Below are 24,116 nucleotides of genomic sequence, written 5' to 3'. Positions count from 1 at the left end.
CGGCCCTGTGGCGGCCAGGAAGCGCACTGCGAGCGGCGGGGCAGGCCGCTCGCACGCCACCCGCACGCGGGACTCGGCGTCGGTCAGGCCGTCGCGAACCGGCGACGCAACCGCCACGCGTGGCGGTTGCGTACCAACGGCCCCTCCGAACGAAGGGCCGCCCGTGCCTCTGTTACTGCGCCGTTTGCGGCTTGTTCGACAGCGCGAGTCGCAGCAGATCGGCGACCGTATTGACGTTCAGCTTTTCCATGATGTTCGCGCGATGCGCTTCGACCGTCTTGATGCTGATGCCGAGGTCGTCGGCGATCTGCTTGTTCAGGCGGCCCGCGATGATCCGCTCGAGCACCTGATGCTCGCGCGCGGTCAACTTGCCGAGGCGCTCGGCCGCGGCGCGCTGCTGCTGGACGCTGGTGCTTTCGCTGCGTGCCTTGTCGAGCATGCGCTCGACGAGCTTGCGCAGTTCGGCTTCGTCGAACGGCTTTTCGATGAAGTCCATCGCGCCTTTTTTCATCGTCGACACCGCCATCGGCACGTCGCCGTGGCCCGTCACGAAGATGATCGGCAGCGACGCGTTGTCGGCGATCAGGCGTTCCTGCAACTCGAGCCCGCTCATGCCGGACATCCGCACGTCGAGGATCAGACACGCGATCTGGCCCGGATGCTGATGCGGCTGCCATGCGTCGATGAACTGCTCGGCGCTCGAGAAGCACTGAACGCGGTAGCCGTTCGCCTCCAGCAGCCAGCGCAGCGAATCTCGCACGGCCTCGTCGTCGTCGACGACAAAGACGGTTTCCTGTGTGATGACTGGGCTGTTCATAGCTCTCCCGTAACGGTTTGTGGTATCGGCGCCTCGGACCCGCCGTTGCTCGGGCCGTCAGGCTCCCCAATGGGCAGACTGCAATGGAACGTGGCGCCCGTGATGTGGCCGTCGGATTCGACGTTGTTGACCACCCACAGACGGCCGCGGTGCGATTCGATAATCGAACGGCAAATGTTCAGCCCCATGCCCATGCCATCGGACTTGGTGCTGTAAAACGGTTCGAACAGACGCTCGGCGGTCGCTTCGTCGACGCCGGGCCCCTGGTCGACGACGCTGATGCAGACGAAGCCGCTCTCCAGTCGCACGACCACGCGGATGACCGGGTCGACCGCGTTCGGGCGCGCTTCGGCCATCGCTTCGACGCCGTTCTTCAGCAGGTTCACGAGCACCTGCTCGATCAGCACCGGATCGACGTAGATCACCGGCAGCCGCGAGCGCAGATCGGTAACGATGCGAATGCGCCGCTTCCTTGCCTCGATTTCGGCGAGACCCACCGCGTCCGCGACGATATCCGCGACCCGCGTGGCCTGCCGCTTCGGCTCGCTGCGCTTCACGAACTCGCGGATACGCTTGATGATCATGCCGGCGCGCACCGCCTGCTGCGCGGTCTTTTCGAGTACCGGCAGCAGATTGTCGGGCGTCGTTCGACCGGATTTAACCAGTGCGACGGTTCCGGAGCAATAGTTATTGATGGCGGCGAGCGGCTGGTTCAGTTCGTGCGCGAGCGACGAGGCCATTTCACCCATCGTCATCAGGCGGCTCGTGAACTGCAGCTTCTCGTCCTGCTGGCGCGCGAGTTCCTGCGCGCGCTTGCGGGTCGTGATGTCGGTCGCGATCTGCATCTGCGCGAGATGGCCGTCGACCCACTGGATGTACTGGCGTCGCACCTCGAACCACTTCTGGATGCCGGGGATGTAGATTTCCTGCGCGTCGGCGGCGCTTTCGGTCAGCGCGGCGGCGGGCAGGCCGACGAAGGTGTCGACCATGTCGATCGAATCGGACGACGCCTGCGAGGCGTCGAAGCCGCCGCCCGCGAGTTCGAGGTGGCCGTCCGGGCGGATGCCGAACAGATGCCGGTAATAGCGGTTCGCGAACAGCAGCTCGGCTTCGTCGGCGGCGAGCACGGACACCGCCGCATCGAGGCTTTCGAGCACGGTCGTGAAACGTTCGTGGGCGGCGGCGAGCTCTTCGCGCGCGCGCTTCGGCTCGGTGATGTCGGTCATCGACGACATCCAGCCGGTCTGGCGGCCCGAGCTGTCGATCAGCGGCGACACGTAGAGCCGCGCGTGGAACGTCGAGCTGTCCTTGCGCCGCACGCGCAGCTCGAAGCCGGACGAGGGCGCCTTGCCGCGCAGCGTCATGTCGAGCTGACGCTGCATCTCGGGGTAGGCGTCGCGCGGCCAGTAGGCGAACGGCGCGCTCTTGCCGACGAGGTCGCTTTCGTCCCAGCCGGTCATGCGGCAGAACGCCGGGTTCACGTGCGTGATGCGGCCGTGCATGTCGAGCACACGCATGCCGATCAGCACCGAGTTTTCCATCGCGCGGCGGAAAAACGCTTCCGCGTAGAGCGCCTGCTGCGCCTCGAAGCGCTGGCGCGTGTGCTTCCACAGACTCCACAGGCTCCACAGTACGAAGCAGGAGAGGCCAGCCACCAGCCACACCAGCGTGTTGTTCGTGAAGTTGGTGATCTGCGGGAACGCGTACACGCGCACCGAAATGCCCTGGCCCGGCGGGTCGAGCGGCAGGTCGTAGAACATGTCGCGCGGCAGGCGCGGGCGGGTCGACGTGGTGGTCAACTCGCGGTTGTTCGCGTCGATGATCGAGATCTTGTATTTGGCCGACAGCTCGGGCGGGATGTCGCGCTTCAGAATGCCTTCCACCGAGAACACCGCGGCGATGGTGCCGAGGAAATCGCGGTCGCGGAAGATCGGCGTTTGCAGCGTGATGAAGCCGTTGCCGAGGTCGTCGTAGATGAGCGGCGAGTACACCTGGCGGCGCGTGTTGCGCGCCTCGGCGAAGCCGGCCTTGACAGCTTCGTCCATCTGCGCGTCGTTCGGACGCGCGAGCCGCTGGCCGAGCACCGGCGGCGCGGCGTTGGGCCAGCGCGGCTGCTGCTGGCCCGTGTACCAGTTCATGTAGAGGATCTCAGGATGCCCCTGCATGATGTCCGTGGTGCTCACCTGGAACGAATGCTCGTCGGCATGGCCGGCGGCGAGGTCGCGCGCGAGTGCCTGGATCTGCTCTTGCGCGCCCGTCATCGACAGGCGGATCTGCTGCTGCGCCCACGCGACGTTGCGGTACAGCGTGTCTTCCTGCTGTTGCTGCTCGCGCCGGTTCAGACTCCAAAGAATCAGGCTCATGACGACCAGGAACACCAGGATCGACAGGAGCGGCGTCAGCAAATAGGAATTGGACCACCAGGGTCCGTGGTGCCAGCGCGAGGACGGCGACGAATCCGCCGGCGAACCCGCGGTGCGCGCCGAGCGAGAGAAGAGCCGTTCGGTCAACATGCGTGGCATTGTAGCTCAGCGCGTCCCCGACAAATGGCGCAAAAAAGCACGGAAAGTGCAGTTAATCGGCGCAAACTAGCCGGCGGATCAGTCGATCGGCAGTCAAACCAGGTTGCGTCGCAGCAATTTTCCGCATTATGAGAATTGATCTCGTAATTTGAAAATTTGGTTGCGCTGACGTCGGGACCCTTATTACAATCGGCCGGAGCTGCCGCGGCCATTCCTGCGTCCGCGTCGTCTGTTCAAAGTGCGTTCCCCATACCCAGGAGACGAGCATGTCCGCTGTACCCGACGAAGTCATGAAATATGTCGCCGCCGATAAAGACGACGATCCCCAGGAAACCGGCGAATGGCTGGAAGCGCTGGATGGCGTGATTTCTGCAGTAGGCCCTGACCGTGCCCACTACCTGATCGAAAAACAGATCGAATTCGCACGCGTGCACGGCGAACATCTGCCGTTCTCCGCTAACACCCCTTACATCAACACGATTCCGGTCGCGCGCCAGGCCAAGAACCCCGGCGACCAGGACATCGAACACCGTATCCGCTCGTACACACGCTGGAACGCGATGGCGATGGTGCTGCGCGCCGGCAAGGAAACCAACGTCGGCGGCCACATCGCGTCGTTCGCATCGGCCGCCACGCTGTACGACGTCGGCTACAACCACTTCTGGCACGCACCGTCGGCCGAGCACGGCGGTGACCTCGTGTTCGTGCAGGGCCACTCGTCGCCGGGTGTCTACTCGCGCGCGTTCCTGCTCGGTCGCCTGACCGACAAGCAGCTCGACAACTTCCGCCAGGAAGTCGGCGGCGAGGGCATCTCGTCGTATCCGCATCCGTGGCTGATGCCGGACTTCTGGCAATTCCCGACCGTGTCGATGGGCCTGGGCCCGATCATGGCGATCTACCAGGCGCGCTTCATGAAGTACCTGCAGGCGCGCGGCATCGCGAAGACCGACGGCCGCAAGGTCTGGGCCTTCCTCGGCGACGGCGAAACGGACGAGCCGGAATCGCTCGGCGCGATCGGCATGGCCGGCCGCGAGCGTCTGGACAACCTCGTGTTCGTGATCAACTGCAACCTGCAGCGTCTCGACGGTCCGGTGCGCGGCAACGGCAAGATCATCCAGGAACTCGAAAGCGAATTCCGCGGCGCCGGCTGGAACGTGATCAAGGTCATCTGGGGCAGCCGCTGGGACGCGCTGTTCGCGCGCGACAAGTCAGGCGCGCTGATGCGCCGCATGATGGAAGTCGTCGACGGCGAGTACCAGACGTACAAGTCGGAGTCGGGCGCGTTCGTGCGCGAACACTTCTTCAACACGCCGGAGCTGAAGGCGCTGGTCGCCGACTGGTCCGACGACGACATCTGGAATCTGAACCGCGGCGGCCATGATCCGCACAAGATCTACGCGGCGTTCACGGAAGCGACGAATTCGAAGGGCCAGCCGACCGTCATCCTCGCGAAGACGATCAAGGGCTACGGCATGGGCGAAGCCGGCCAGGCGATGAACATCACCCACCAGCAGAAGAAGATGCAGGTGGAGCAGCTGAAGAAGTTCCGCGACCAGTTCCGTCTGCCGATCACGGACGAGCAGATCGTCGACGTGCCGTACCTGACGTTCGAGGAAGGCTCGAAGGAACTCGAATACATGCGCCAGAAGCGCATGGACCTGGGCGGCTATCTGCCGGCGCGTCGTCAGAAGGCCGAGTCGCTGCCGGTGCCGGAACTGTCGGCATTCGAGCCGCTGTTGAAGGGCACGGGCGAAGGCCGCGAGATCTCCACGACGATGGCGTTCGTGCGGATCCTGAACATCCTGCTGAAGGACAAGACGCTCGGCAAGCGCGTCGTGCCGATCGTGCCGGATGAATCGCGTACGTTCGGCATGGAAGGTCTGTTCCGTCAGATCGGTATCTGGAATCAGGACGGCCAGAAGTACGTGCCGGAAGATTCCGACCAGTTGATGTTCTACCGTGAGTCGGAGACCGGTCAGATCCTGCAGGAGGGCATCAACGAAGCCGGCGGCATGGCCGACTGGATCGCGGCCGCGACGTCGTACTCGACGCACGGCGAGATCATGATCCCGTTCTACATCTTCTACTCGATGTTCGGTTTCCAGCGCATCGGCGACCTCGCATGGGCCGCTGGCGACATGCGCTCGCGCGGCTTCCTGCTGGGCGGCACGGCGGGCCGCACGACGCTGAACGGCGAAGGCCTGCAACACGAAGACGGCCACTCGCTGATGTGGGCGGCTTCGGTGCCGAACTGCATCAGCTACGACCCGACGTTCGGCTACGAACTCGCGGTCATCGTGCAGGACGGTCTGCGCCGCATGGTCGCCGACCAGGAAGACGTCTACTACTACGTCACCGTGATGAACGAGAACTACGAGCACCCGGCGATCCCGCAGGGCGAGACCGTGGCGGCCGACATCATCAAGGGCATGTACTCGTTCAGCAAGACCGCAGCCGATAAAAAGGCGCCGCACGTGCAGCTGATGGGCGCGGGCACGATCTTCAACGAAGTGATCGCCGCGGCCGACCTGCTGAAAAACGACTGGGGCGTCAACGCCGACCTGTGGAGCGTGCCGAGCTTCACCGAGCTCGCGCGCGAAGGTCACGAAGTGCAGCGCTGGAACCTGTTGCACCCGACCGAAGAGAAGAAGCTGTCGCACGTCGAGAAGCTGTTGAAGGATGCGCCGGGTCCGGTCATCGCATCGACCGACTACGTGCGCGCGCTGACCGAGCAGATCCGCGCGTTCGTGCCGCAGAAGTTCGTCGTGCTGGGCACCGACGGCTACGGCCGTTCGGACACGCGCGAGAAGCTGCGTCACTTCTTCGAAGTCGATCGCTACTGGGTCACGGTCGCCGCTCTGAACGCGCTGGCGGACGAAGGCACGATCGAACGCAAGGTGGTCGCCGAGGCGCTCAAGAAGTACAACCTTGATCCCGCCAAACCCAACCCGATGACCGTCTAAGGCATCACCCGTGTGCCACGATGCACGCGCTTGCTCCTCGTCGCGAGGGGCCGGCGGCGTGCGCGGCCCAGGAGACACTAACAATGAGTCAAGCGATCGAAGTCAAGGTGCCGGACATCGGCGATTACAAGGACATCCCTGTGATCGAGGTGCTGGTGAAGGCGGGTGACACCGTCGAAAAAGAGCAATCGCTCGTTACGCTGGAATCCGACAAGGCGACGATGGATGTGCCGAGCTCGGCCGACGGCGTCGTCAAGGAAGTGAAGGTCAAGGTCGGCGATGCGGTGTCCGAAGGCACGCTGATCATCGTGCTGGAAGGCGCCAACGCCGCTGCCGCTGCCGCGGCGCCCGCGCCGGCTGCCGCACCGGCTCCTGCTCCTGCGCCGGCGGCAGCTCCCGCTGCGGCGCCCGCACCCGCGGCAGCAGGCGGTGGCGTGCAGGAAATCAAGGTGCCGGATATCGGCGACTACAAAGACGTTCCCGTGATCGAGATCGCGGTGAAGGTCGGCGATCGTGTCGAGAAGGAACAGTCGCTCGTCACGCTCGAATCCGACAAGGCGACGATGGATGTGCCCAGCTCGGCCGCCGGCGTCGTCAAGGAAGTGAAGGTGAAGGTTGGCGATACCGTGTCGGAAGGCTCGGTCATCGTCGTGATCGAAGCGGAAGGCGGCGCTGCCCCGGCACCCGCGCCGGCACCGGCCGCGAAGGCGCCGACTGAAAAGCCGTTCGACGCGCCGGCCACGCCGACCCCGGCACCGGCCGCGCCGTCCGCGCTCGCGCAGGCGCCGCTGATCCCGGCTGGAGAAGGCGGCTCGCGTCATCCGAGCCATGCGTCGCCGTCGGTGCGCAAGTTCGCGCGCGAACTCGGGGTGGACGTCGGCCAGGTGAAGGGCACCGGTCCGAAGGGCCGCATTACGCAGGCCGACGTGACCGCGTTCGTGAAGGGCGTGATGACGGGCCAGCGCGCGGCGCCGGCTGGTGCGGCCGCGCCGGCCGCCGGCGGTGGCGAGCTGAATCTGCTGCCGTGGCCGAAGGTCGACTTCACGAAGTTCGGTCCGATCGATCCGAAGCCGTTGTCGCGTATCAAGAAGATCTCGGGCGCGAACCTGCATCGCAACTGGGTCATGATCCCGCACGTCACGAACAACGACGAAGCGGACATCACCGAGCTCGAAGCGCTGCGCGTCAAGCTGAACAAGGAACACGAGAAGGCGGGCGTCAAGTTCACGATGCTCGCGTTCGTGATCAAGGCCTGCGTGGCGGCCCTGAAGAAATTCCCGACCTTCAACGCGAGCCTCGACGGCGACAACCTGGTGTTCAAGCAGTACTACCACATCGGTTTTGCCGCCGACACGCCGAACGGCCTCATGGTGCCGGTGATTCGCGACGCGGACAAGAAGGGCCTCGTCGACATCGCGAAGGAAATGGCCGACCTGTCGAAGGCCGCGCGCGAGGGCAAGCTGAAGCCGGACCAGATGCAGGGCGGCTGCTTCTCGATCTCGTCGCTGGGCGGTATCGGCGGCACGCACTTCACGCCGATCATCAATGCGCCTGAAGTCGCGATTCTCGGCCTGTCGCGCAGCGCGATGAAGCCGGTGTGGGACGGCAAGCAGTTCGAGCCGCGCCTGACCATGCCGCTGTCGCTGTCGTACGACCATCGCGTGATCGACGGAGCGGAAGCCGCGCGCTTCAACGCATACCTCGGTTCGATTCTTGCCGATTTCCGGCGTGTGATTCTTTGACCGGCTGGTGAGGTCCGCCGGCGCGGGCGCGGATGGTTTCGACCGATCCGCGTCGCGCCGTCCGCGCGTTCGCGTGCGCTGTGCGCGTCGAAGGCGCCGCTCATCATCGATCAATAAGAGAAGGGGACACCATGAGTCTCGTCGAAGTAAAAGTGCCGGACATCGGTGACTTCAAGGACGTCGACGTCATCGAAGTCAACATCAAGCCGGGCGACACCATCGAAAAAGAGCAGTCGCTGCTGACGCTCGAATCCGACAAGGCGTCGATGGAAGTGCCGAGCGATACCGCCGGCACCGTCAAGGAAGTGCGTATCAAGCCGGGCGACAAGGTCTCGCAGGGCACGGTCATCGCGCTCGTCGAGGCAACGGCGGGCGGCGCGGCTGCGGCCGCTGCGGAGCCGAAAGCGCCCGAGAAGGCGGCTCCCGCGCCGGCGCCTGCCGCTGCGGCGCCGAAGGCCGCCGCAGCGGCTGCGCAAGCCGGCAGCTATTCGGGCAGCGCCGACATCGAGTGCGACATGCTCGTGCTCGGTTCGGGCCCCGGCGGTTATTCGGCCGCGTTCCGCTCCGCCGACCTCGGCATGAAGACCGTGCTGGTCGAGCGTTATCCGACGCTCGGCGGCGTGTGTCTGAACGTCGGCTGCATCCCGTCGAAGGCGCTGCTGCACACCGCGCTCGTCATCGACGAAGCGGCTGATCTTGCCGCGCACGGCATCACGTTCGGCAAGCCGCAGATCGATCTCGACAAGCTGCGCGATTTCAAGTCCGGCGTGGTCAAGAAGCTGACAGGCGGTCTCGCCGGCATGGCGAAGGCGCGCAAGGTCGAAGTGGTGGTCGGTACGGGTGCGTTCGTCGATCCGAACCACATGGAAGTGCAGACCGAGGGCGGCAAGAAGGTCGTCAGGTTCAACCAGGCGATCATCGCAGCGGGCTCGGAAGCGGTGAAGCTGCCGTTCATTCCGGAAGATCCGCGGGTCGTCGATTCGACCGGCGCGCTCGAACTGCGCCAGATTCCGCAGCGCATGCTCGTGATCGGCGGCGGCATCATCGGTCTCGAAATGGCGACCGTGTACTCGACGCTCGGCGCGAACATCGACGTGGTCGAAATGCTCGACGTCCTGATGGCCGGCGCGGACCGCGATCTGGTCAAGGTCTGGGAGAAGTACAACAGCAAGCGTTTCGCGAACGTGATGCTGAAGACCAAGACCATCGCCGCCGAAGCGAAGGACGACGGCATCTACGTGTCGTTCGAGGGCGAGCAGGCGCCGGCCGAGCCGCAACGCTACGACCTCGTGCTGGTGGCCGTCGGCCGCTCGCCGAACGGCAAGCGGATCGGCGCGGAAAAGGCCGGCGTCGCGGCGACGGATCGCGGCTTCATCGAAGTCGACAGGCAACAGCGCACGAATGTGCCGCACATCTTCGCGATCGGCGACATCGTCGGTCAGCCGATGCTCGCGCACAAGGCCGTGCACGAAGGCCACGTGGCGGCGGAAGCCGCGCATGGCGAGAAGGCGTACTTCGACGCGCTGCAGATTCCGTCGGTGGCCTACACCGATCCGGAAGTGGCTTGGGCTGGCAAGACGGAAGACCAGCTGAAAGCCGAAGGCGTCAAGTTCGGCAAGGCGGTGTTTCCGTGGGCCGCATCGGGTCGCGCGATCGCCAACGGTCGCGACGAGGGCTTCACGAAGCTGCTGTTCGATGAGGAAACGCATCGCGTGATCGGCGGCGGTATCGTCGGTCTGAATGCGGGCGACCTGATCAGCGAAGTCTGTCTCGCGATCGAGATGGGCGCGGACGCAACGGATATCGGCAAGACGATCCATCCGCATCCGACGCTCGGCGAATCGATCGGCATGGCGGCCGAGTTGTATGAAGGCGTCTGTACCGATCTGCCGCCCGTCAAGAAGAAGTAACGAGTAACGCGGTGCGCCGCGCCTGCATGACGACATGCGGGCGCGGCAAAGCCGGTCGAGCCGTACGGCAAAGAAAAACGGCGCGCTCCATGGCGGAGCGCGCCGTTTCTGTTTTCGTGGCGGCCAGTGGCGGCCAAAAAAATCCCGGCTTGGCGGCCGGGCAAACGATACGTCATTGCAACGTATCGGAGCGTTCGGCTCATCAAACCGTATAAGCGGCAACGGCACGACGCTGTTGCTTGCGATAACGCCGGCGCAGCGCATAGGCTGGGCCGGCGTGAAAGACGACGCGAGGCATAAAGCCTTGCGCGTTGACGCGTGAAGCTTAGACGGCCTTCTTGGCGGCGGCGCGCGATGCTTGCGCAGCGGCTTGCGAAGCTGCCTTCGAAGCGGCCGTTGCAGCTGCGTTGAAGTTGCTTTCGGCGATTTCGACAGCCTGGCGGGTTGCCTTGTGGACCGTTTCGTACGTGGTGTTGGCGGCGGTGATAGCCGACTTCATCACGGCGACAGCGGTTTCCGAACCGGCCGGTGCGTTCTTGGCGACGTTTTCGACGAGCGCCTGAACCTTGCGGTTTTGCTCTTCGAATTGCGCTTCCGCGACGCGGGTGAATTCACCCTGCGTTGCCGAAACGATTTCGTACACATGGCGGCCATACGACAGCGCCTTTTCAGCCACCGGCTGCGCGAGGCTTGCTTGCAGTGCCAGCAGTTCCTGCGCGTCCTTCACGGACAGCGCGCGTTGGGCATTTTCCTGGCTTTCGGCGAGCGTCGACTTCACAACTTGCAGGTTCAGTTCGACCAGCTTTTCGACACCTTCAAATGCTTTGGTCGTCAGGCCGAACAGGGTTTCGAAGTTGGCTTTCTGGGCTGCGGCGAATTGCTCAGGGGTCAGCAGAGTCATGGTTTACGCTCCTGGATTGCGGCCGGTCTGTGCGGACCGCATTGGGTGGGTGGCGAGACGCAGATTCATTGTCTCCCCGGACCGCGATGTTTTGTGCATCGCAGCAATGGTTCCCATTTTAGGATGCCCACAAGGAATGTCAAGCGTTTTTTGTGCGTTGCACAATGTTAAGAAAATGCCGACAAAACAATAGGTTATACAGTAGGCATGTCATTAATATGACGCGGAACGATTGCTCGTTGCACCGTGCTGGTGCGACATAAACCAACCGTTCAGCAGGCCGTCGGGAGATTATTTTTCCGTGTGGCAGCGATTCGCCCCTGAAAGACCGATCATCATCAATTCGATGTAAACCACAAGATGACAAGGAACGTTAAAGAACGATGGCAGTCGAACGCGCGTTAGCGACTTTCGTCGGACACTTAAAAAAGTCCGTCGCACGCTCGCAACGCCTTCATGGCGCGGCGCGGTAGTTTCCGCCTGTGCTCTGACAGTATTTCCCCGAATCAAGGTTGTCTCAAAATTGCCGTTATCCTGCAATGATCTGCTCGATTGGGCCGGGCGGCGATGGCGAGGCTTGCTGGCGACGATCGTTTTTTTCGATCGAGGCGCGGCACTTATTCGTGTTTTCGCGATCGGAGCTGACAAGCCGGTTTAAGGAGCGCGTATAAGTGCTTCAAATTGCTAATTTTTCGTTGCTTTACTACACTTGCGGAAACCTCTCGCCGCTCCCTATCGAACACCCATGAAAACCGACATGTTTTCGTCGCTAAAAGTGCTCCACGGCGCGGCGCGCAGCACCGCTCTGTCGGTGGCCGTCTCGCTGGCCGTCGCAACGGCGTTCGCTACGCCTGTCAGCACTTTTGCAGCTACGTCTGCTGCATCCGCAAAAATTTCCAAACACGCTAAAACTGCCAGGAAGCCGGCGCAGGCGGCCGCCACCGGAAAGGTGCCGAGCCATGCGGCGAAAGCCGGCAAGGGTGAGGCCGTGAAAGCCGCTGCGGCGGATGAAGATGCCCCGCACGCCGTCGTCAAACGCAAGCGCGTCACGTTCACGGCGAACGGCCGACACCGTTCGGTGATGCGACGCGTCGCGTACGAGCCGCGCCAGCCGAGCGTCGGCCAGGCATTTGGTCTGCACGAGACGCCGGACGCGCTGATGCTGCGCTCGAGCGTCGCCTATGTGATCGACCAGAACAGCGGCGAGACGCTGTTCGACAAGAACTCGCGCGCGGTGGTACCGATCGCATCGATCAGCAAGCTGATGACGGCGATGGTGGTGCTCGATTCGAAAGAGCCGATGACCGATCAGATCGAAGTCACCGACGAAGACCGCGACTACGAGAAGAACACCGGTTCGCGTCTGTCGGTGGGCTCGGTGCTGTCGCGCGAGGACATGCTGCACATTGCGCTGATGGCGTCGGAAAACCGCGCGGCGGCGGCGCTGTCGCGCTACTACCCGGGCGGCCGTCCGGCGTTCCTCGCGGCGATGAACGCGAAGGCCAGGCAGCTCGGCATGAACGACACGCACTTCGAGAACCCGACCGGTCTGACGAGCATGAACGTGTCGAGCGCGCGCGATCTCGTGAAGATGGTCAACGCGGCGTATCAGTACCCGTTGATCCGCAAGTTCTCGACCGATCACAGCTATGAGGTGTACACCGGCAAGCGCACGCTCGCGTACAACAGCACGAACGCGCTGGTGCGCAACCCGACGTGGGACATCGGTCTGCAGAAGACCGGCTTCATCAACGAAGCGGGCGAGTGTCTCGTGATGCAGGCGACCATCCACGGCCGGCCGATGATCCTGGTGCTGCTCGATTCGTCGGGCAAGTACTCGCGTTTCGCGGACGCGACGCGTCTGCGTACGTGGCTCGACAACGGCGGCGACCAGCCGCGTATCACGAGCGCCGATGCCGGCGGTCCGGGTACCTGATGCAGCAACGCATACTCAGCCGGTGGTAGTCAGTCCGGCTGCAGCTGACGTGCAAAGAAAAAGCCTCGCGGATGCGAGGCTTTTTTCATGGCGCCGGCGGGAGGGCAAAGGGTGCAACGGCGGTTGGGCGGCCGCCCCCTTCACTAATGCTGGCCATGCGAGCCATGTGAGCCGTGCCCGCCGTGCGCATGGTCCTGCTGTGGCTGCGGCCGGTAGCCGAGCGATTCCGAAATCATCAACGCGGTCTGGCTCAACTGCCCGAGCCATGAATCCTGCAAACGATCGGCCGGCGCCGACAGCGACAGCCCCGCGACCAGCTTGCCGGTATCGTCGTAGATGCCGGCGGCGATGCAGCGCACGCCCAACTCCAGTTCCTCGTTGTCGCGCGCGCAGGCCTGCTGGCGCACATGCGACAGCTCGCGCTCGAGTTTCGCGAGATCGGTGATGCTGTTCTGCGTGTGGCCCGACAGACCGGTGCGTGTTGCGTAGGCACGCACGCGGGTGGCTTCGTCGGCCGCGAGGAACAGCTTGCCGACCGAGGTCAGATGAAGCGGCGCGCGCCCGCCGATCGCCCGCACCACCTGCATGCCCGAGCGCTCCGAATACGCGCGTTCGATATAGACGATTTCGTCGCCCTGACGCACCGACAGGTTCACGGTCTGCCCGGTCTCGCGGTGCAGCTCGCGCATCGGCGTGAGCGCCGCGTCGCGCACCGACAGGCGCGCCTTGACGAGATTGCCCAGTTCGAGCAGGCGCATGCCAAGACGGTAGGTGCCGGGGTCTGAACGGTCGACCAGCCGGCACATCACCATATCGTTCAGGATGCGGTGCGCGGTGGATGGATGCAGCTCCGTGCGGATGGCCAGTTCTTTCAGGCTGACCGGGTCGCTATGCGCCGCCAGTGCGTCGAGCAGGCGCATCATGCGTTCGATCACCTGGATCGAAGTTTTGGGATCCGGGTTCGTATCGCTCATATGAGAATCGGTGGATGCGTCAAACAGCGAAAACTGATTGTATCTCGTATTGTGAAAAAAGCGAACGCTTCGAGGCGCGCTTCGAATCCGGCGCGGCGTGCTTCCTATGCCTTCCGGCCGTTGGTATTGCACCGGCAAACAGCGGATAATCAGGGACGTTTCCCCGCAAGGAGGGCTCATGCGAGTCGGATTGTTCGTCACTTGCCTCGTTGACCTGATGCGTCCCGAGATCGGTTTCTCCGTCATCAAGCTGATCGAAGGCGCCGGTTTCGAGGTCGTAGTGCCGCCCGCGCAAACCTGTTGCGGGCAACCTGCGTATAACTCGGGAGACCGCCACCTCGCGCGCGACCTTGCCGAGAAAACGCTGCGCGAGTTCGAACAGTTCGACTATGTGGTGGTGCCGTCGGGCTCGTGCGGCGGCATGATCCGCGCGCACTACGGCGACCTGTTCCGCGACGATCCCGAGCTGATGAACCGTTTCGGCCGCCTGCGCGGCAAGGTGTTCGAGCTGACGGATTTCCTCGTCAACGTCGCGAAGGTGCAGTTGCAACCGGGCGAGTTCGCGGGACAGGTGACTTATCACGACTCGTGTTCGGGCTTGCGCGAACTGGGCGTCAAGGAACAGCCGCGCGAACTGCTCGCGCAGGTCGGCGTCGCGGTCACCGAGATGAAAGGCTGCGAGCATTGCTGCGGCTTCGGCGGCACTTTCGCGGTCAAATACGGCGATATCTCGACCGCGATCGTCGACGAAAAGTGCGCGAACATCGCCGCGAGCGGCGCCGGTGCGGTGGTGCTCGGCGACCTCGGCTGCATGTTGAATATCGAAGGGCGGCTGCGCCGCAACGGTGACTCGACGACGCGCGTGCTGCATATCGCACAGGTGCTGGCCGGCGACGTGTAATCCCCGCGCGGCGAACACCGCCTTTGTTCGCGTCACGTTTATCTTGTCTGTCATGCATTGCGTCGGGCGCGAATGCGCCGCGCGTTTCAATCCGATCTCATCAGGGCCGCCATGCAAGTCCAATCGATGCAGTTCAAGGCTCGCGCCGGTCAGAAACTCGCCGACCAGCGCCTGCAGCAGAACCTGACCAAGCTCTCCACGAAGTTCGTGTCGGCGCGCGCGAGCGCGATGACCGCGATCGATTTCCCCGCGACGCGGGCCGCGCTCAAGGAGCGCCGTGATCGCGCGCTCGAGAATCTCGACGTGTGGCTCGAAACCTTCGAGCGCGAGGCGACCCGGCGCGGCGTGACTGTGCTGTTCGCGGAGACCACGCAGGAGGCCGCGCGGCTCGTCGGCGACATTGCGCGCAAGCACGGCGTGAAGAAGGTGATCAAGACCAAGTCGATGGTCACCGAGGAAATGCGTCTGAACGAAGTGCTCGGGCAGATGGGCGTGCAGTCGATCGAAACCGACCTCGGCGAATACATCCTGCAGATCAACGACAACGAGCCGCCAAGCCACATCATCGCGCCGGTCGTTCACAAGGATAAGGACGAGATCGCCGATCTGTTCGCGAAGACGCACGGCCGGCCGCGGCTCACCGAGATTCCCGACATGACGCGTGAGGCGCGCGAGATGCTGCGGCCGCATTTTCTGAGCGCGGACATGGGCGTGACGGGCGGCAATTTCATCATCGCGGAAACGGGCTCGGTCGCGCTCGTGACCAACGAGGGCAACGAAGGTATGTGCACGGTGATGCCGCGCGTGCATGTCGCTGTCACCGGCATCGAGAAGGTGCTGCCGACGCTCGAGGATCTCGCGACGGCTATGCGCCTGCTGCCGCGTTCGGCAACCGGCCAGGCCACCTCGAACTATTTTTCGATGCTGACCGGGCCGCGCGGCGCGGGCGATCAGGATGGGCCCGAGCATATGTACGTGGTGCTCGTCGACGGTGGCCGCACAGGGCTGATCGGCGGCGACTTCCAGGAGATGCTTCGCTGCATCCGCTGCGGCGCGTGCATGAACCATTGCCCGGTGTATCAGAAGGTCGGCGGGCACGCATATGGCTGGGTCTATCCGGGGCCGATGGGGTCGGTGCTGACGCCGAGCTATGTCGGCATCGACAAGGCGCTCGACCTGCCGCAAGCGGCGACGTTATGCGGCGAATGCAATAGCGTGTGTCCGGTCGGTATCCCGCTGTCCGATCTGTTGCGCAAGCTGCGCGAAAAGCAGATGGAGCGACACCTGCGGCCGTGGAAGGAGCGCGCCGGGTTGGCGCTGTGGGGCTGGTTCGCGCTGCATCCCGATGCCTATGCGCTCTTTACCAAACTCGCCGTGCGCGTGCTGGAGCGCATGGGTGGGCGCAATCGGTCGATCGCCAAACTGCCGCTCGGCGGCGCGGGCTGGACCGATACGCGCGACATGCCGGCGCCGGTGGGGCGTACGTTCCGCGAGTTGTATGCCGCGCAGCGCAGCCATATTGGCTGAGCGGGCGGCATTGGGATTGGTTTGACGGCTGCGCGCTCGCGCAGCCGTCGAAATGGGCGAAGAAGCCGGCGGGATGCTTCAGCGCCGCTCCGTCTTCAATGTTCGGTCATCTGCCCCGGCTGACGCGCGGGCGCATTTCTCCCCGAATCGTTGCCTCGTCCACCGCCGTTGCCGGCTTGCGGGTGGCCCGGCGGCGGGCCGCCCGCGCCGGGGTGCGGGCCGCCATTGGCACCACCAGGGCCGTGCGGACCGCCCGCTGCGCCCTGCGGCGGCGGGCCGCCGTGCGGTTGTCCAGGACCGCCGCCATTGTTGCCATGTCCGTTGCCGTGATCGCCGTGGTGCCAGTCGTTGTCGTTCGGATGACCGCGATCCGGATAGCCGCGATAGCCAGAGCCCGGCGCCGGGCCGTAGTAGCGTCCCGGACCGTAATCGCCGTAGCCGAGGTACACATTGGTTTGCGGCACGACCGCGGCACCCGGCGCGTATGCGGAATCGTCATAACCGTTGTAGCCGCTATAGGCGCCGTAGCCGTTGCCGTACATCGGCGTGCCGTCCGGATAGACCGCGCAGCCGCCGAGCAGCGCGGCGGCCACCAGGCCAGCGAGAGGTGCAATGCGTTTCATTTTGTGGGACCGATGCCAGTGCAAAGAAATGTAAGGGTAAGAATAAGACCGTGATTGTCGCCGTCCGTCGCGGCGGCTTTGTATGCATTTGTAAGCTTCACTTTTGTGTGCCAGCGATGCGCCACTCGTTCCCGAAAGAGGTGTCAATTGACTGTTTCGTATCAAGCAACGATCTATCTCGCGCGGGCCGCTTTTTCCCGATTGTGAATTCCTATAGCATTTCGTTAGGGCATAGTGCGTCATAAGCTCATGCGCCCCTAATTGAAAAACACATCATGAAAAAGACAATATCGGTGTACTGGCCCCTAGCCATCGTTGTACCGCTCGCGGTGCTCGCCTTTCTGCACGTCAACGGCCAAACCGCTTCGCGCGCTTCGCAGATGCCGCTCGACGCCAACCATCTGACCGCCGAACTCGCACGCGCGGTGTCGTACGGCATGATCGACACGGCGTCGGCATTGCCGGCCAAGCCGATGCGTGCAGCCACGGCGACGCCGCTCGCCGAGGCATCGTAAGCCGGCGCGGCGGACCGCGACGCTCCGAAGCCGCTGATCTTGCTGGCTGCGCCCCGCTCGGCGCGAATCTGTCGAGATTTGTATAATCGCGGCGCAGTCCGCTGACTGTCTGACGACCTCACGCGCGGCGCCTCGGGCGTCGAAAATCCCTGATGAAAACTGTGTCCATCTGTTTCGTTTGCCTCGGGAATATCTGCCGTTCACCGACGGCGGAGGGCGTGATGCGTCATCTGGTCGACGAGGCGAAGCTTGCGGACTGCATCCTGATCGATTCGGCCGGCACCGGCGATTGGCACATCGGCGCGGCGCCCGACGAACGCGCGCAACACGCGGCCCGCCAGCGCGGCTATGCGCTCGACGCGCTGCGCGGCCGCCAGATCACGGTCGCGGACTTCGAGCGCTTCGATCTGCTGATTGCCATGGACGACCGAAACGTCGCCGCGTTGCGTCAACTGTGCCCGCCCGCACAGCGCGACAAGATCCGTCTGCTGATGGAGTTCGTGCCTGAGTCGGATGGCCGCTGGAGCGGCGCGCGAGAGGTTGTCGATCCGTATTTCGGCGGCGCGGAAGGCTTCGAGTTGGTGCTCGATCAATGCGAAGCAGCCTGCCGCGGGCTGATCGCCGCGCTGCGCCCGCAGTTGCTCGCGTAGGCATCGGGCGAAGAACGCAGACGCACCACACGGGTGGGGGCGCGGCGTCGACGTATGGCGATCAATTAAGCGAATGACACAAAATTTACCGCCCATACTTGACTAAATCGCTCATGTATTTATACTTGACCAAACTTGTCGAGAATTGCGGTTCCCACATCATATGAGACTCACCACGAAAGGCCGTTTCGCCGTCACGGCGATGATCGACCTGGCGCTGCGCCAGGAGCAGGGCCCGGTGACGCTTGCGGGTATCAGCCAGCGCCAACACATCTCCCTGTCGTATCTCGAGCAGCTGTTTGGCAAGCTGCGCCGTCATGAAATCGTCGAATCCGTGCGCGGACCGGGCGGTGGCTACAATCTCGCGCGCCGTGCCGAAGAGGTGACGGTAGCCGACATCATCATCGCGGTCGACGAACCGCTCGACGCCACCCAGTGCGGTGGTAAGGGCACATGCGAAGGCACCAAGCAGCACGACGGCCACTGCATGACGCATGAGCTGTGGTCGACGCTGAACCAGAAAATGGTCGAATACCTCGATTCGGTTTCGCTGAAGGATCTGGTGGATCAGCAGCGTTCGCGCGAAGGCACGCCGGCCGTGCTGCGCGACAGGCGCAACGACGCGCCGGCGGTCGAACCCGTGCGCGTGGCGCCCAAGGGTCCCAATTCCGTTTTCAACATGGCCGGTTCGTGAAGCGCGGCACGCAAAAGAAAACCCTCGCCGCAGCCCCATATCGAACCCAGAAGCCAGAGCACATGACGTCCCCGGAGCAATTGATGAATAACGACTCTCTCCATCTGCCCATCTACATGGACTACAGCGCCACGACGCCGATCGATCCGCGTGTGGTGGACAAGATGATCCCGTATCTGCGCGAGCAGTTCGGCAATCCCGCGTCGCGTAGTCACGCTTATGGCTGGACCGCCGAGCGCGCAGTCGAGCAAGCGCGCGAGCAGGTGGCCGCGCTCGTGAACGCCGACCCACGCGAAATCATCTGGACCTCGGGTGCGACGGAGTCGGACAACCTCGCTCTGAAAGGTGCCGCGCACTTCTACAAGAGCAAGGGCAAGCACATCATCACGGTGAAGACCGAGCACAAGGCGGTGCTGGACACCACCCGCGAGCTCGAGCGCGAAGGCTTCGAAGTCACCTATCTGGATGTCAAGGACGACGGTCTGATCGACCTCGACGCGTTCAAGGCGGCGCTGCGCCCGGAGACGATTCTGGTGTCGGTGATGTCGGTCAACAACGAGATCGGCGTCATCCAGGACATCGAGGCGATTGGCGAGATCACGCGCGAGAAGGGCATCATTTTCCACGTCGACGCGGCGCAGGCCACGGGCAAGATCCAGATCGATCTGCAGAAGCTGAAGGTCGACCTGATGTCGTTCTCGGCGCACAAGACCTACGGCCCGAAGGGCATCGGCGCGCTTTACGTGCGTCGCAAGCCGCGTATCCGTATCGAGGCGCAGATGCACGGCGGCGGTCACGAGCGCGGCATGCGTTCGGGCACGCTCGCCACGCACCAGATCGTCGGCATGGGTGAAGCGTTCCGTATCGCGCGTGAAGAGATGGCGACCGAAAACGAGCGCATCCGCATGCTGCGTGACCGGCTGCTGAAAGGCCTGTCGCAAATCGAGGAAGTGTATGTGAACGGCGACATGGAAAAGCGTGTGCCGCACAACCTGAACATCAGCTTCAATTTCGTCGAAGGCGAATCGCTGATCATGGCGGTGAAGGACGTCGCGGTGTCGTCGGGCTCGGCGTGCACATCGGCGTCGCTGGAGCCGTCGTACGTGCTGCGCGCGCTTGGCCGCAACGACGAACTCGCGCACAGCTCGATCCGCTTCACGGTGGGACGCTTCACGACCGAGCAGGAAATCGACTACGTGATCAACCTGCTGAAGTCGAAGATTTCCAAGCTGCGCGATCTGTCGCCGCTGTGGGAAATGCACAAGGACGGGATCGATCTGTCGACCATCCAGTGGGCCGCGCACTGACGCGCCGGCTGGACGAAGCGGACATCGAACGTTCATCGCATTGCAGGTTGAAACGAATCAAGGAGTGTAATCATGGCTTATAGCGACAAGGTCCTCGACCACTACGAAAACCCGCGCAACGTCGGTTCCTTCGCGAAGGACGACGACACGGTCGGCACCGGCATGGTCGGTGCGCCGGCCTGCGGCGACGTGATGAAGCTGCAGATCCGCGTCGGCGCGGACGGCATCATCGAAGACGCGAAGTTCAAGACCTACGGCTGCGGCTCGGCCATCGCATCGAGCTCGCTCGTCACCGAATGGGTGAAGGGCAAGACGCTCGACCAGGCGATGTCGATCAAGAACACGCAGATCGCCGAAGAACTGGCACTGCCGCCGGTGAAGATCCACTGCTCGATCCTCGCGGAAGACGCGATCAAGGCAGCGGTCGCCGACTACAAGCAGCGCCACGGCGAAGCAGCGCTTGCCGAAGACGGCAAGGCCGCCTGAGCAACAGGGTAAGAACGGAGTAACCGGTGAGCGCGGCGCGGACACGCGCGCCGCGCGCTCTGGCAACTGAGAAACGTTATGGCAATTACGTTGACCGAAAAGGCAGCACAGCACGTCCAGAAGTATCTGACCCGCCGCGGTAAGGGCATCGGGTTGCGCGTCGGCGTGCGCACCACCGGTTGCTCGGGCCTCGCCTACAAGCTCGAGTACGTGGACGAAGTCGCGCCTGAAGATCAGGTGTTCGAGACGGGCGGCGTGAAGGTCGTCGTCGACCCGAAGAGTCTCGCGTATATCGACGGCACCGAGCTCGACTTCGCACGCGAAGGGCTGAACGAAGGCTTCAGGTTCAACAACCCGAACGTGAAAGACGAATGCGGCTGCGGCGAGTCGTTCCGCGTCTAGATTCGTTACCTTCCGCGTGCGGCGGATAAAAGGCGGCGCGGGCCGCCTTTTTAGTTTGATCCGCGCTCCACTGAACCGGTCACGCCTGACAAGGCCCGACTTCTCCATACCAGTTTTCATCAACGGACTTTAATCCGATGGCCTCGCTGAACGACAGCCACTTCGATCTGTTTGGTCTGCCGGCGCAATTCGCGCTCGACGCGAGCACGCTCGATCACGCGTACCGCACCGTGCAGGCGCAGGTGCATCCGGATCGCTTCGCGGCGGCCGGCGATGCGCAAAAGCGCATCGCGATGCAGTGGGCGACGCGCGCGAACGAGGCCTATCAGACGCTGCGCGATCCGCTCAAGCGCGCGACCTATCTGCTGTCGTTGCGCGGCATCAACGTCGGCGCGGAGAACAACACGGCGATGGAGCCCGCGTTCCTGATGCAGCAGATGGAGTGGCGCGAGAACATCGAGGACGCGGCCGCGGCGAAGAACGTCGACGCGCTCGACGCGCTGCTCATCGAGTTGCGCGACGAGGAGCGTCGGCGCTTCGACAAGCTCGGCGCATCGCTCGATCACGGCGCGAATCAGGCGGCGGGCGAGGCGGTGCGGCAGCTGATGTTCATCGAGCGCGTCGCGTCGGAAATCGATGCCCAGATCGAGCGGCTCGAAGGCTAGCGCGCTTTCGTGCGACGCGCGCAAAAGCGCGGCGCGGTTAAGCAGCAACAGTAGGCAGCGACGTAGTAAGCGACAAACAAAAAAGCCAGAGCGGCCGCGAGCCGCGGCATCACCCCAGCAACGCGAACATTCAGGACGGGGCACAACGTCCCCGAGAAGATCCAGATGGCCTTACTGCAAATCTCCGAACCCGGCATGGCGCCGGCGCCTCACCAGCGGCGTCTGGCGGTCGGTATCGATCTCGGCACCACCAACTCCCTCGTCGCCGCTGTGCGCAGCGGCGTGCCCGATGTGCTGCCCGACGAAGACGGGCACGTGCTGCTGCCGTCGGTGGTGCGTTACCTGGAGCAGGGCGGCCGTCGCATCGGCCGCCGGGCGAAGGCCGAAGCCGCGACCGACCCGCGCAACACGATCGTGTCGGTCAAGCGCTTCATGGGCCGCGGCAAGGCCGAGGTGGAGGGCGCCGAAAACGCGCCGTACGACTTCGTCGATGCACCCGGCATGGTGCAGATCCGCACCGTCGACGGCGTGAAGAGCCCGGTCGAGGTATCGGCTGAAATTCTCGCGACGCTGCGCCAGCGCGCCGAAGACACGCTCGGCGACGAGCTCGTCGGCGCGGTAATCACGGTGCCCGCTTACTTCGACGAAGCGCAGCGCCAGGCGACCAAGGACGCCGCGCGCCTCGCGGGGCTGAACGTGCTGCGTCTGCTCAACGAACCGACCGCTGCGGCGATCGCCTACGGTCTCGACAACGGCGCGGAAGGTTTGTACGCGGTCTACGACCTCGGCGGCGGCACCTTCGACCTGTCGATCCTGAAGCTCACCAAGGGCGTTTTCGAAGTGCTCGCGGCGGGCGGCGATTCCGCGCTCGGCGGCGACGACTTCGACCATGCGCTATATCGCCATGTGCTCGAACAGGCCGGCATCGCGTCGCAGACGCTCGCGCCGCACGACGTGCGCCTGCTGCTCGATAGCGTGCGCGAGGCCAAGGAGGCGCTGTCGAGCGCGTCGCACACCACCCTCGAGCTCACGCTTGCCAACGGCACCGCGCTCGATCTGACGATCGACGAAGCCACTTTCGAGACCATCACGGCCGCGCTGGTGCAACGCACGCTGGGCCCGACGAAAAAGGCGCTGCGCGACGCGAAGGTCACCACGAAGGAAATCAAGGGCGTCGTGCTGGTCGGCGGCGCGACGCGCATGCCGGTGATCCGCCGCGCGGTCGAGGCGTTCTTCGGCCAGCCGCCGCTCGTCAATCTCGATCCGGATCAGGTCGTCGCACTCGGCGCCGCGATCCAGGCCGATCTGCTGGCCGGCAACCGCGGGGCGGAAGGCGACGAATGGCTACTGCTCGACGTGATTCCGCTGTCGCTCGGCGTCGAGACGATGGGTGGCCTCACCGAAAAGATCATTCCGCGCAACTCGACGATTCCAGTCGCGCGCGCGCAGGATTTCACGACCTTCAAGGACGGCCAGACCGCGATGGCGATTCACGTCGTCCAAGGCGAGCGCGAGCTCGTCAGCGATTGCCGTTCGCTCGCGCGCTTCGAGCTGCGCGGCATTCCGCCGATGGCGGCCGGCGCCGCGCGCATTCGCGTGACCTATCAGGTCGACGCCGACGGCCTGCTGTCGGTGTTTGCGCGCGAGCTGGCGTCGGGCGTGGAGGCATCGGTCGTCGTGAAGCCTTCGTATGGCCTCGCCGACGACGACATCGCGCGCATGCTCGAAGACAGCTTTTCGACCGCTGAAATCGACATGCGCGCGCGCGCATTGCGCGAGGCGCAGGTCGAAGCGCAGCGTCTCGTCGAAGCGACCGACGCGGCGCTCGCCGCCGACGCCGAGCTGCTCGACGACAGCGAACGCGCCGAACTCGACGCGCTGCTCGCCGCGCTGCGCAACGTCGCGCCAGGCGAAGACGTCGGCGCGATCGAAGCCGCGACGAAGGCGCTCGCCGAAGGCACCGACGAATTCGCCGCGCGCCGCATGAACAAGGGAATTCGCCGCGCGCTGTCGGGCCGCAAGCTCGACGAGATCTGAACGGGCGAGCGTAGCGACAGCAACGTGCACGCGACGCGCGCTCAGGCCACGCACGAACTGCTCCCCCCACGAACCACCGATCGCGCCCGCGCGGACTTAAAAAGTCCGCGCGGCGCCAGTAAAATGGCACGGAGCCTGCACCCGGCATTGCTGGCAGCCGCCGTGCCTCAGACCCAAACGGAAACTGTATGCCTCAAATCGTTGTGCTGCCTCACGTCGAACTGTGCCCGGAAGGCGCGGTGATCGACGCCGTTCCCGGCAAGAGCATCTGCGACAACCTGCTCGATAACGGTATCGAAATCGAGCATGCGTGCGAGAAGTCGTGCGCGTGCACGACCTGCCACGTAATCGTGCGTGAGGGTTTCGCCGCCTTGACGCCATCCGAGGAAGACGAGGACGATCTGTTGGACAAGGCATGGGGGCTGGAACCGGCTTCGCGCCTGTCGTGTCAGGCGGTCATGCCGGACGAGCAGGATCTGGTCGTCGAAATTCCGCGTTACTCGATCAATCACGCGAAGGAAAATCACTAACAGGAGGGTGCCGC

At 64.0% G+C, this 24,116-nt stretch carries 20 protein-coding genes; 15 read left to right on the top strand and 5 right to left on the bottom strand.

What is annotated here, in order from left to right; translation table 11 throughout:
* Positions 1-172 precede the first annotated feature (172 nt).
* Positions 173-817: an oxygen response regulator transcription factor FixJ gene (fixJ, locus tag OKW26_RS27390; protein WP_429355765.1), complete on the bottom strand. Its 645-nt coding sequence runs from the start codon at positions 815-817 to the stop codon at positions 173-175.
* Entirely contained in the window at positions 814-3,330 is a 2,517-nt protein-coding gene (gene fixL / locus OKW26_RS27385; protein ID WP_221309019.1) for a PAS domain-containing sensor histidine kinase, read from the bottom strand. Before fixL ends, fixJ begins: the two co-directional genes overlap by 4 nt.
* Before the next feature lie 275 nt (positions 3,331-3,605).
* Between fixL and aceE the strand changes: the two genes are divergently transcribed.
* From aceE to lpdA, 3 genes are all read left to right on the top strand, one after another.
* Positions 3,606-6,302, top strand: coding sequence for a pyruvate dehydrogenase (acetyl-transferring), homodimeric type (gene aceE, locus OKW26_RS27380; protein WP_184056410.1), 2,697 nt, complete (start codon positions 3,606-3,608; stop codon positions 6,300-6,302).
* An 83-nt stretch (positions 6,303-6,385) separates the two neighbouring features.
* Positions 6,386-8,044, top strand: coding sequence for a dihydrolipoyllysine-residue acetyltransferase (aceF, locus tag OKW26_RS27375; protein WP_184057350.1), 1,659 nt, complete (start codon positions 6,386-6,388; stop codon positions 8,042-8,044).
* Between the two features lie 131 nt (positions 8,045-8,175).
* Positions 8,176-9,954: a dihydrolipoyl dehydrogenase gene (lpdA, locus tag OKW26_RS27370; protein ID WP_187612683.1), complete on the top strand. Its 1,779-nt coding sequence runs from the start codon at positions 8,176-8,178 to the stop codon at positions 9,952-9,954.
* Between the two features lie 325 nt (positions 9,955-10,279).
* Here the strand turns inward: lpdA and OKW26_RS27365 are convergent, their stop codons facing one another.
* On the bottom strand, positions 10,280-10,855 hold the full coding sequence (locus OKW26_RS27365; RefSeq protein WP_013089827.1) for a phasin family protein: 576 nt from the start codon (positions 10,853-10,855) through the stop codon (positions 10,280-10,282).
* A 745-nt stretch (positions 10,856-11,600) separates the two neighbouring features.
* Between OKW26_RS27365 and pbpG the strand changes: the two genes are divergently transcribed.
* The gene (gene pbpG / locus OKW26_RS27360; RefSeq protein WP_429355764.1) at positions 11,601-12,791 is read left to right on the top strand and encodes a D-alanyl-D-alanine endopeptidase; all 1,191 of its coding nucleotides are present in this window, start codon (positions 11,601-11,603) and stop codon (positions 12,789-12,791) included.
* 143 nt (positions 12,792-12,934) lie between these two features.
* On the opposite strand, the gene OKW26_RS27355 is transcribed toward pbpG, so the two are convergent.
* Positions 12,935-13,765, bottom strand: coding sequence for an IclR family transcriptional regulator (locus OKW26_RS27355; protein ID WP_090800805.1), 831 nt, complete (start codon positions 13,763-13,765; stop codon positions 12,935-12,937).
* A gap of 178 nt (positions 13,766-13,943) precedes the next feature.
* Here OKW26_RS27355 and OKW26_RS27350 point away from each other — a divergent pair, with 178 nt between their 5' ends.
* Positions 13,944-14,666: a (Fe-S)-binding protein gene (locus OKW26_RS27350; protein ID WP_429355763.1), complete on the top strand. Its 723-nt coding sequence runs from the start codon at positions 13,944-13,946 to the stop codon at positions 14,664-14,666.
* 111 nt (positions 14,667-14,777) lie between these two features.
* Positions 14,778-16,193 carry a lactate utilization protein B gene (locus OKW26_RS27345; RefSeq protein ID WP_429355762.1) on the top strand — a complete coding sequence of 472 codons (1,416 nt, stop codon included), beginning with the start codon at positions 14,778-14,780 and terminating at the stop codon, positions 16,191-16,193.
* 95 nt (positions 16,194-16,288) lie between these two features.
* Here the strand turns inward: OKW26_RS27345 and OKW26_RS27340 are convergent, their stop codons facing one another.
* On the bottom strand, positions 16,289-16,816 hold the full coding sequence (locus OKW26_RS27340) for a hypothetical protein (RefSeq protein ID WP_184057336.1): 528 nt from the start codon (positions 16,814-16,816) through the stop codon (positions 16,289-16,291).
* Between the two features lie 275 nt (positions 16,817-17,091).
* Here OKW26_RS27340 and OKW26_RS27335 point away from each other — a divergent pair, with 275 nt between their 5' ends.
* The 9 genes from OKW26_RS27335 to fdx all read left to right on the top strand — a co-directional run bounded on the left by OKW26_RS27335 (position 17,092) and on the right by fdx (position 24,102).
* Positions 17,092-17,331 carry a hypothetical protein gene (locus OKW26_RS27335; RefSeq protein WP_184067533.1) on the top strand — a complete coding sequence of 80 codons (240 nt, stop codon included), beginning with the start codon at positions 17,092-17,094 and terminating at the stop codon, positions 17,329-17,331.
* Between the two features lie 152 nt (positions 17,332-17,483).
* Positions 17,484-17,981, top strand: a complete 498-nt coding sequence (locus OKW26_RS27330) for a low molecular weight protein-tyrosine-phosphatase (RefSeq protein WP_018417523.1) — start codon at positions 17,484-17,486, stop codon at positions 17,979-17,981.
* A 163-nt stretch (positions 17,982-18,144) separates the two neighbouring features.
* The gene (gene iscR / locus OKW26_RS27325; RefSeq protein WP_018417524.1) at positions 18,145-18,675 is read left to right on the top strand and encodes a Fe-S cluster assembly transcriptional regulator IscR; all 531 of its coding nucleotides are present in this window, start codon (positions 18,145-18,147) and stop codon (positions 18,673-18,675) included.
* 83 nt (positions 18,676-18,758) lie between these two features.
* Positions 18,759-19,982 carry an IscS subfamily cysteine desulfurase gene (locus OKW26_RS27320; protein ID WP_429355761.1) on the top strand — a complete coding sequence of 408 codons (1,224 nt, stop codon included), beginning with the start codon at positions 18,759-18,761 and terminating at the stop codon, positions 19,980-19,982.
* Positions 19,983-20,054: 72 nt separating this feature from the next.
* Positions 20,055-20,468: a Fe-S cluster assembly scaffold IscU gene (gene iscU, locus OKW26_RS27315; RefSeq protein WP_090800797.1), complete on the top strand. Its 414-nt coding sequence runs from the start codon at positions 20,055-20,057 to the stop codon at positions 20,466-20,468.
* Positions 20,469-20,546: 78 nt separating this feature from the next.
* Positions 20,547-20,870 (top strand): iron-sulfur cluster assembly protein IscA, encoded by a 324-nt coding sequence (gene iscA, locus OKW26_RS27310; RefSeq protein ID WP_090800794.1) that lies wholly within the window; start codon positions 20,547-20,549, stop codon positions 20,868-20,870.
* A gap of 137 nt (positions 20,871-21,007) precedes the next feature.
* Positions 21,008-21,535 carry a Fe-S protein assembly co-chaperone HscB gene (gene hscB / locus OKW26_RS27305; protein WP_090800792.1) on the top strand — a complete coding sequence of 176 codons (528 nt, stop codon included), beginning with the start codon at positions 21,008-21,010 and terminating at the stop codon, positions 21,533-21,535.
* Positions 21,536-21,700: 165 nt separating this feature from the next.
* Positions 21,701-23,572, top strand: a complete 1,872-nt coding sequence (gene hscA / locus OKW26_RS27300; protein WP_429355760.1) for a Fe-S protein assembly chaperone HscA — start codon at positions 21,701-21,703, stop codon at positions 23,570-23,572.
* Positions 23,573-23,760: 188 nt separating this feature from the next.
* Positions 23,761-24,102, top strand: coding sequence for an ISC system 2Fe-2S type ferredoxin (gene fdx / locus OKW26_RS27295; protein WP_090800789.1), 342 nt, complete (start codon positions 23,761-23,763; stop codon positions 24,100-24,102).
* The last annotated feature ends 14 nt before the right edge of the window (positions 24,103-24,116 follow it).

This window comes from Paraburkholderia sp. 32 (genome assembly GCF_050435345.1).
In the GTDB taxonomy this organism is placed as follows: domain Bacteria; phylum Pseudomonadota; class Gammaproteobacteria; order Burkholderiales; family Burkholderiaceae; genus Paraburkholderia; species Paraburkholderia tuberum.
This window is presented reverse-complemented; position numbering and strand designations above follow the sequence as displayed.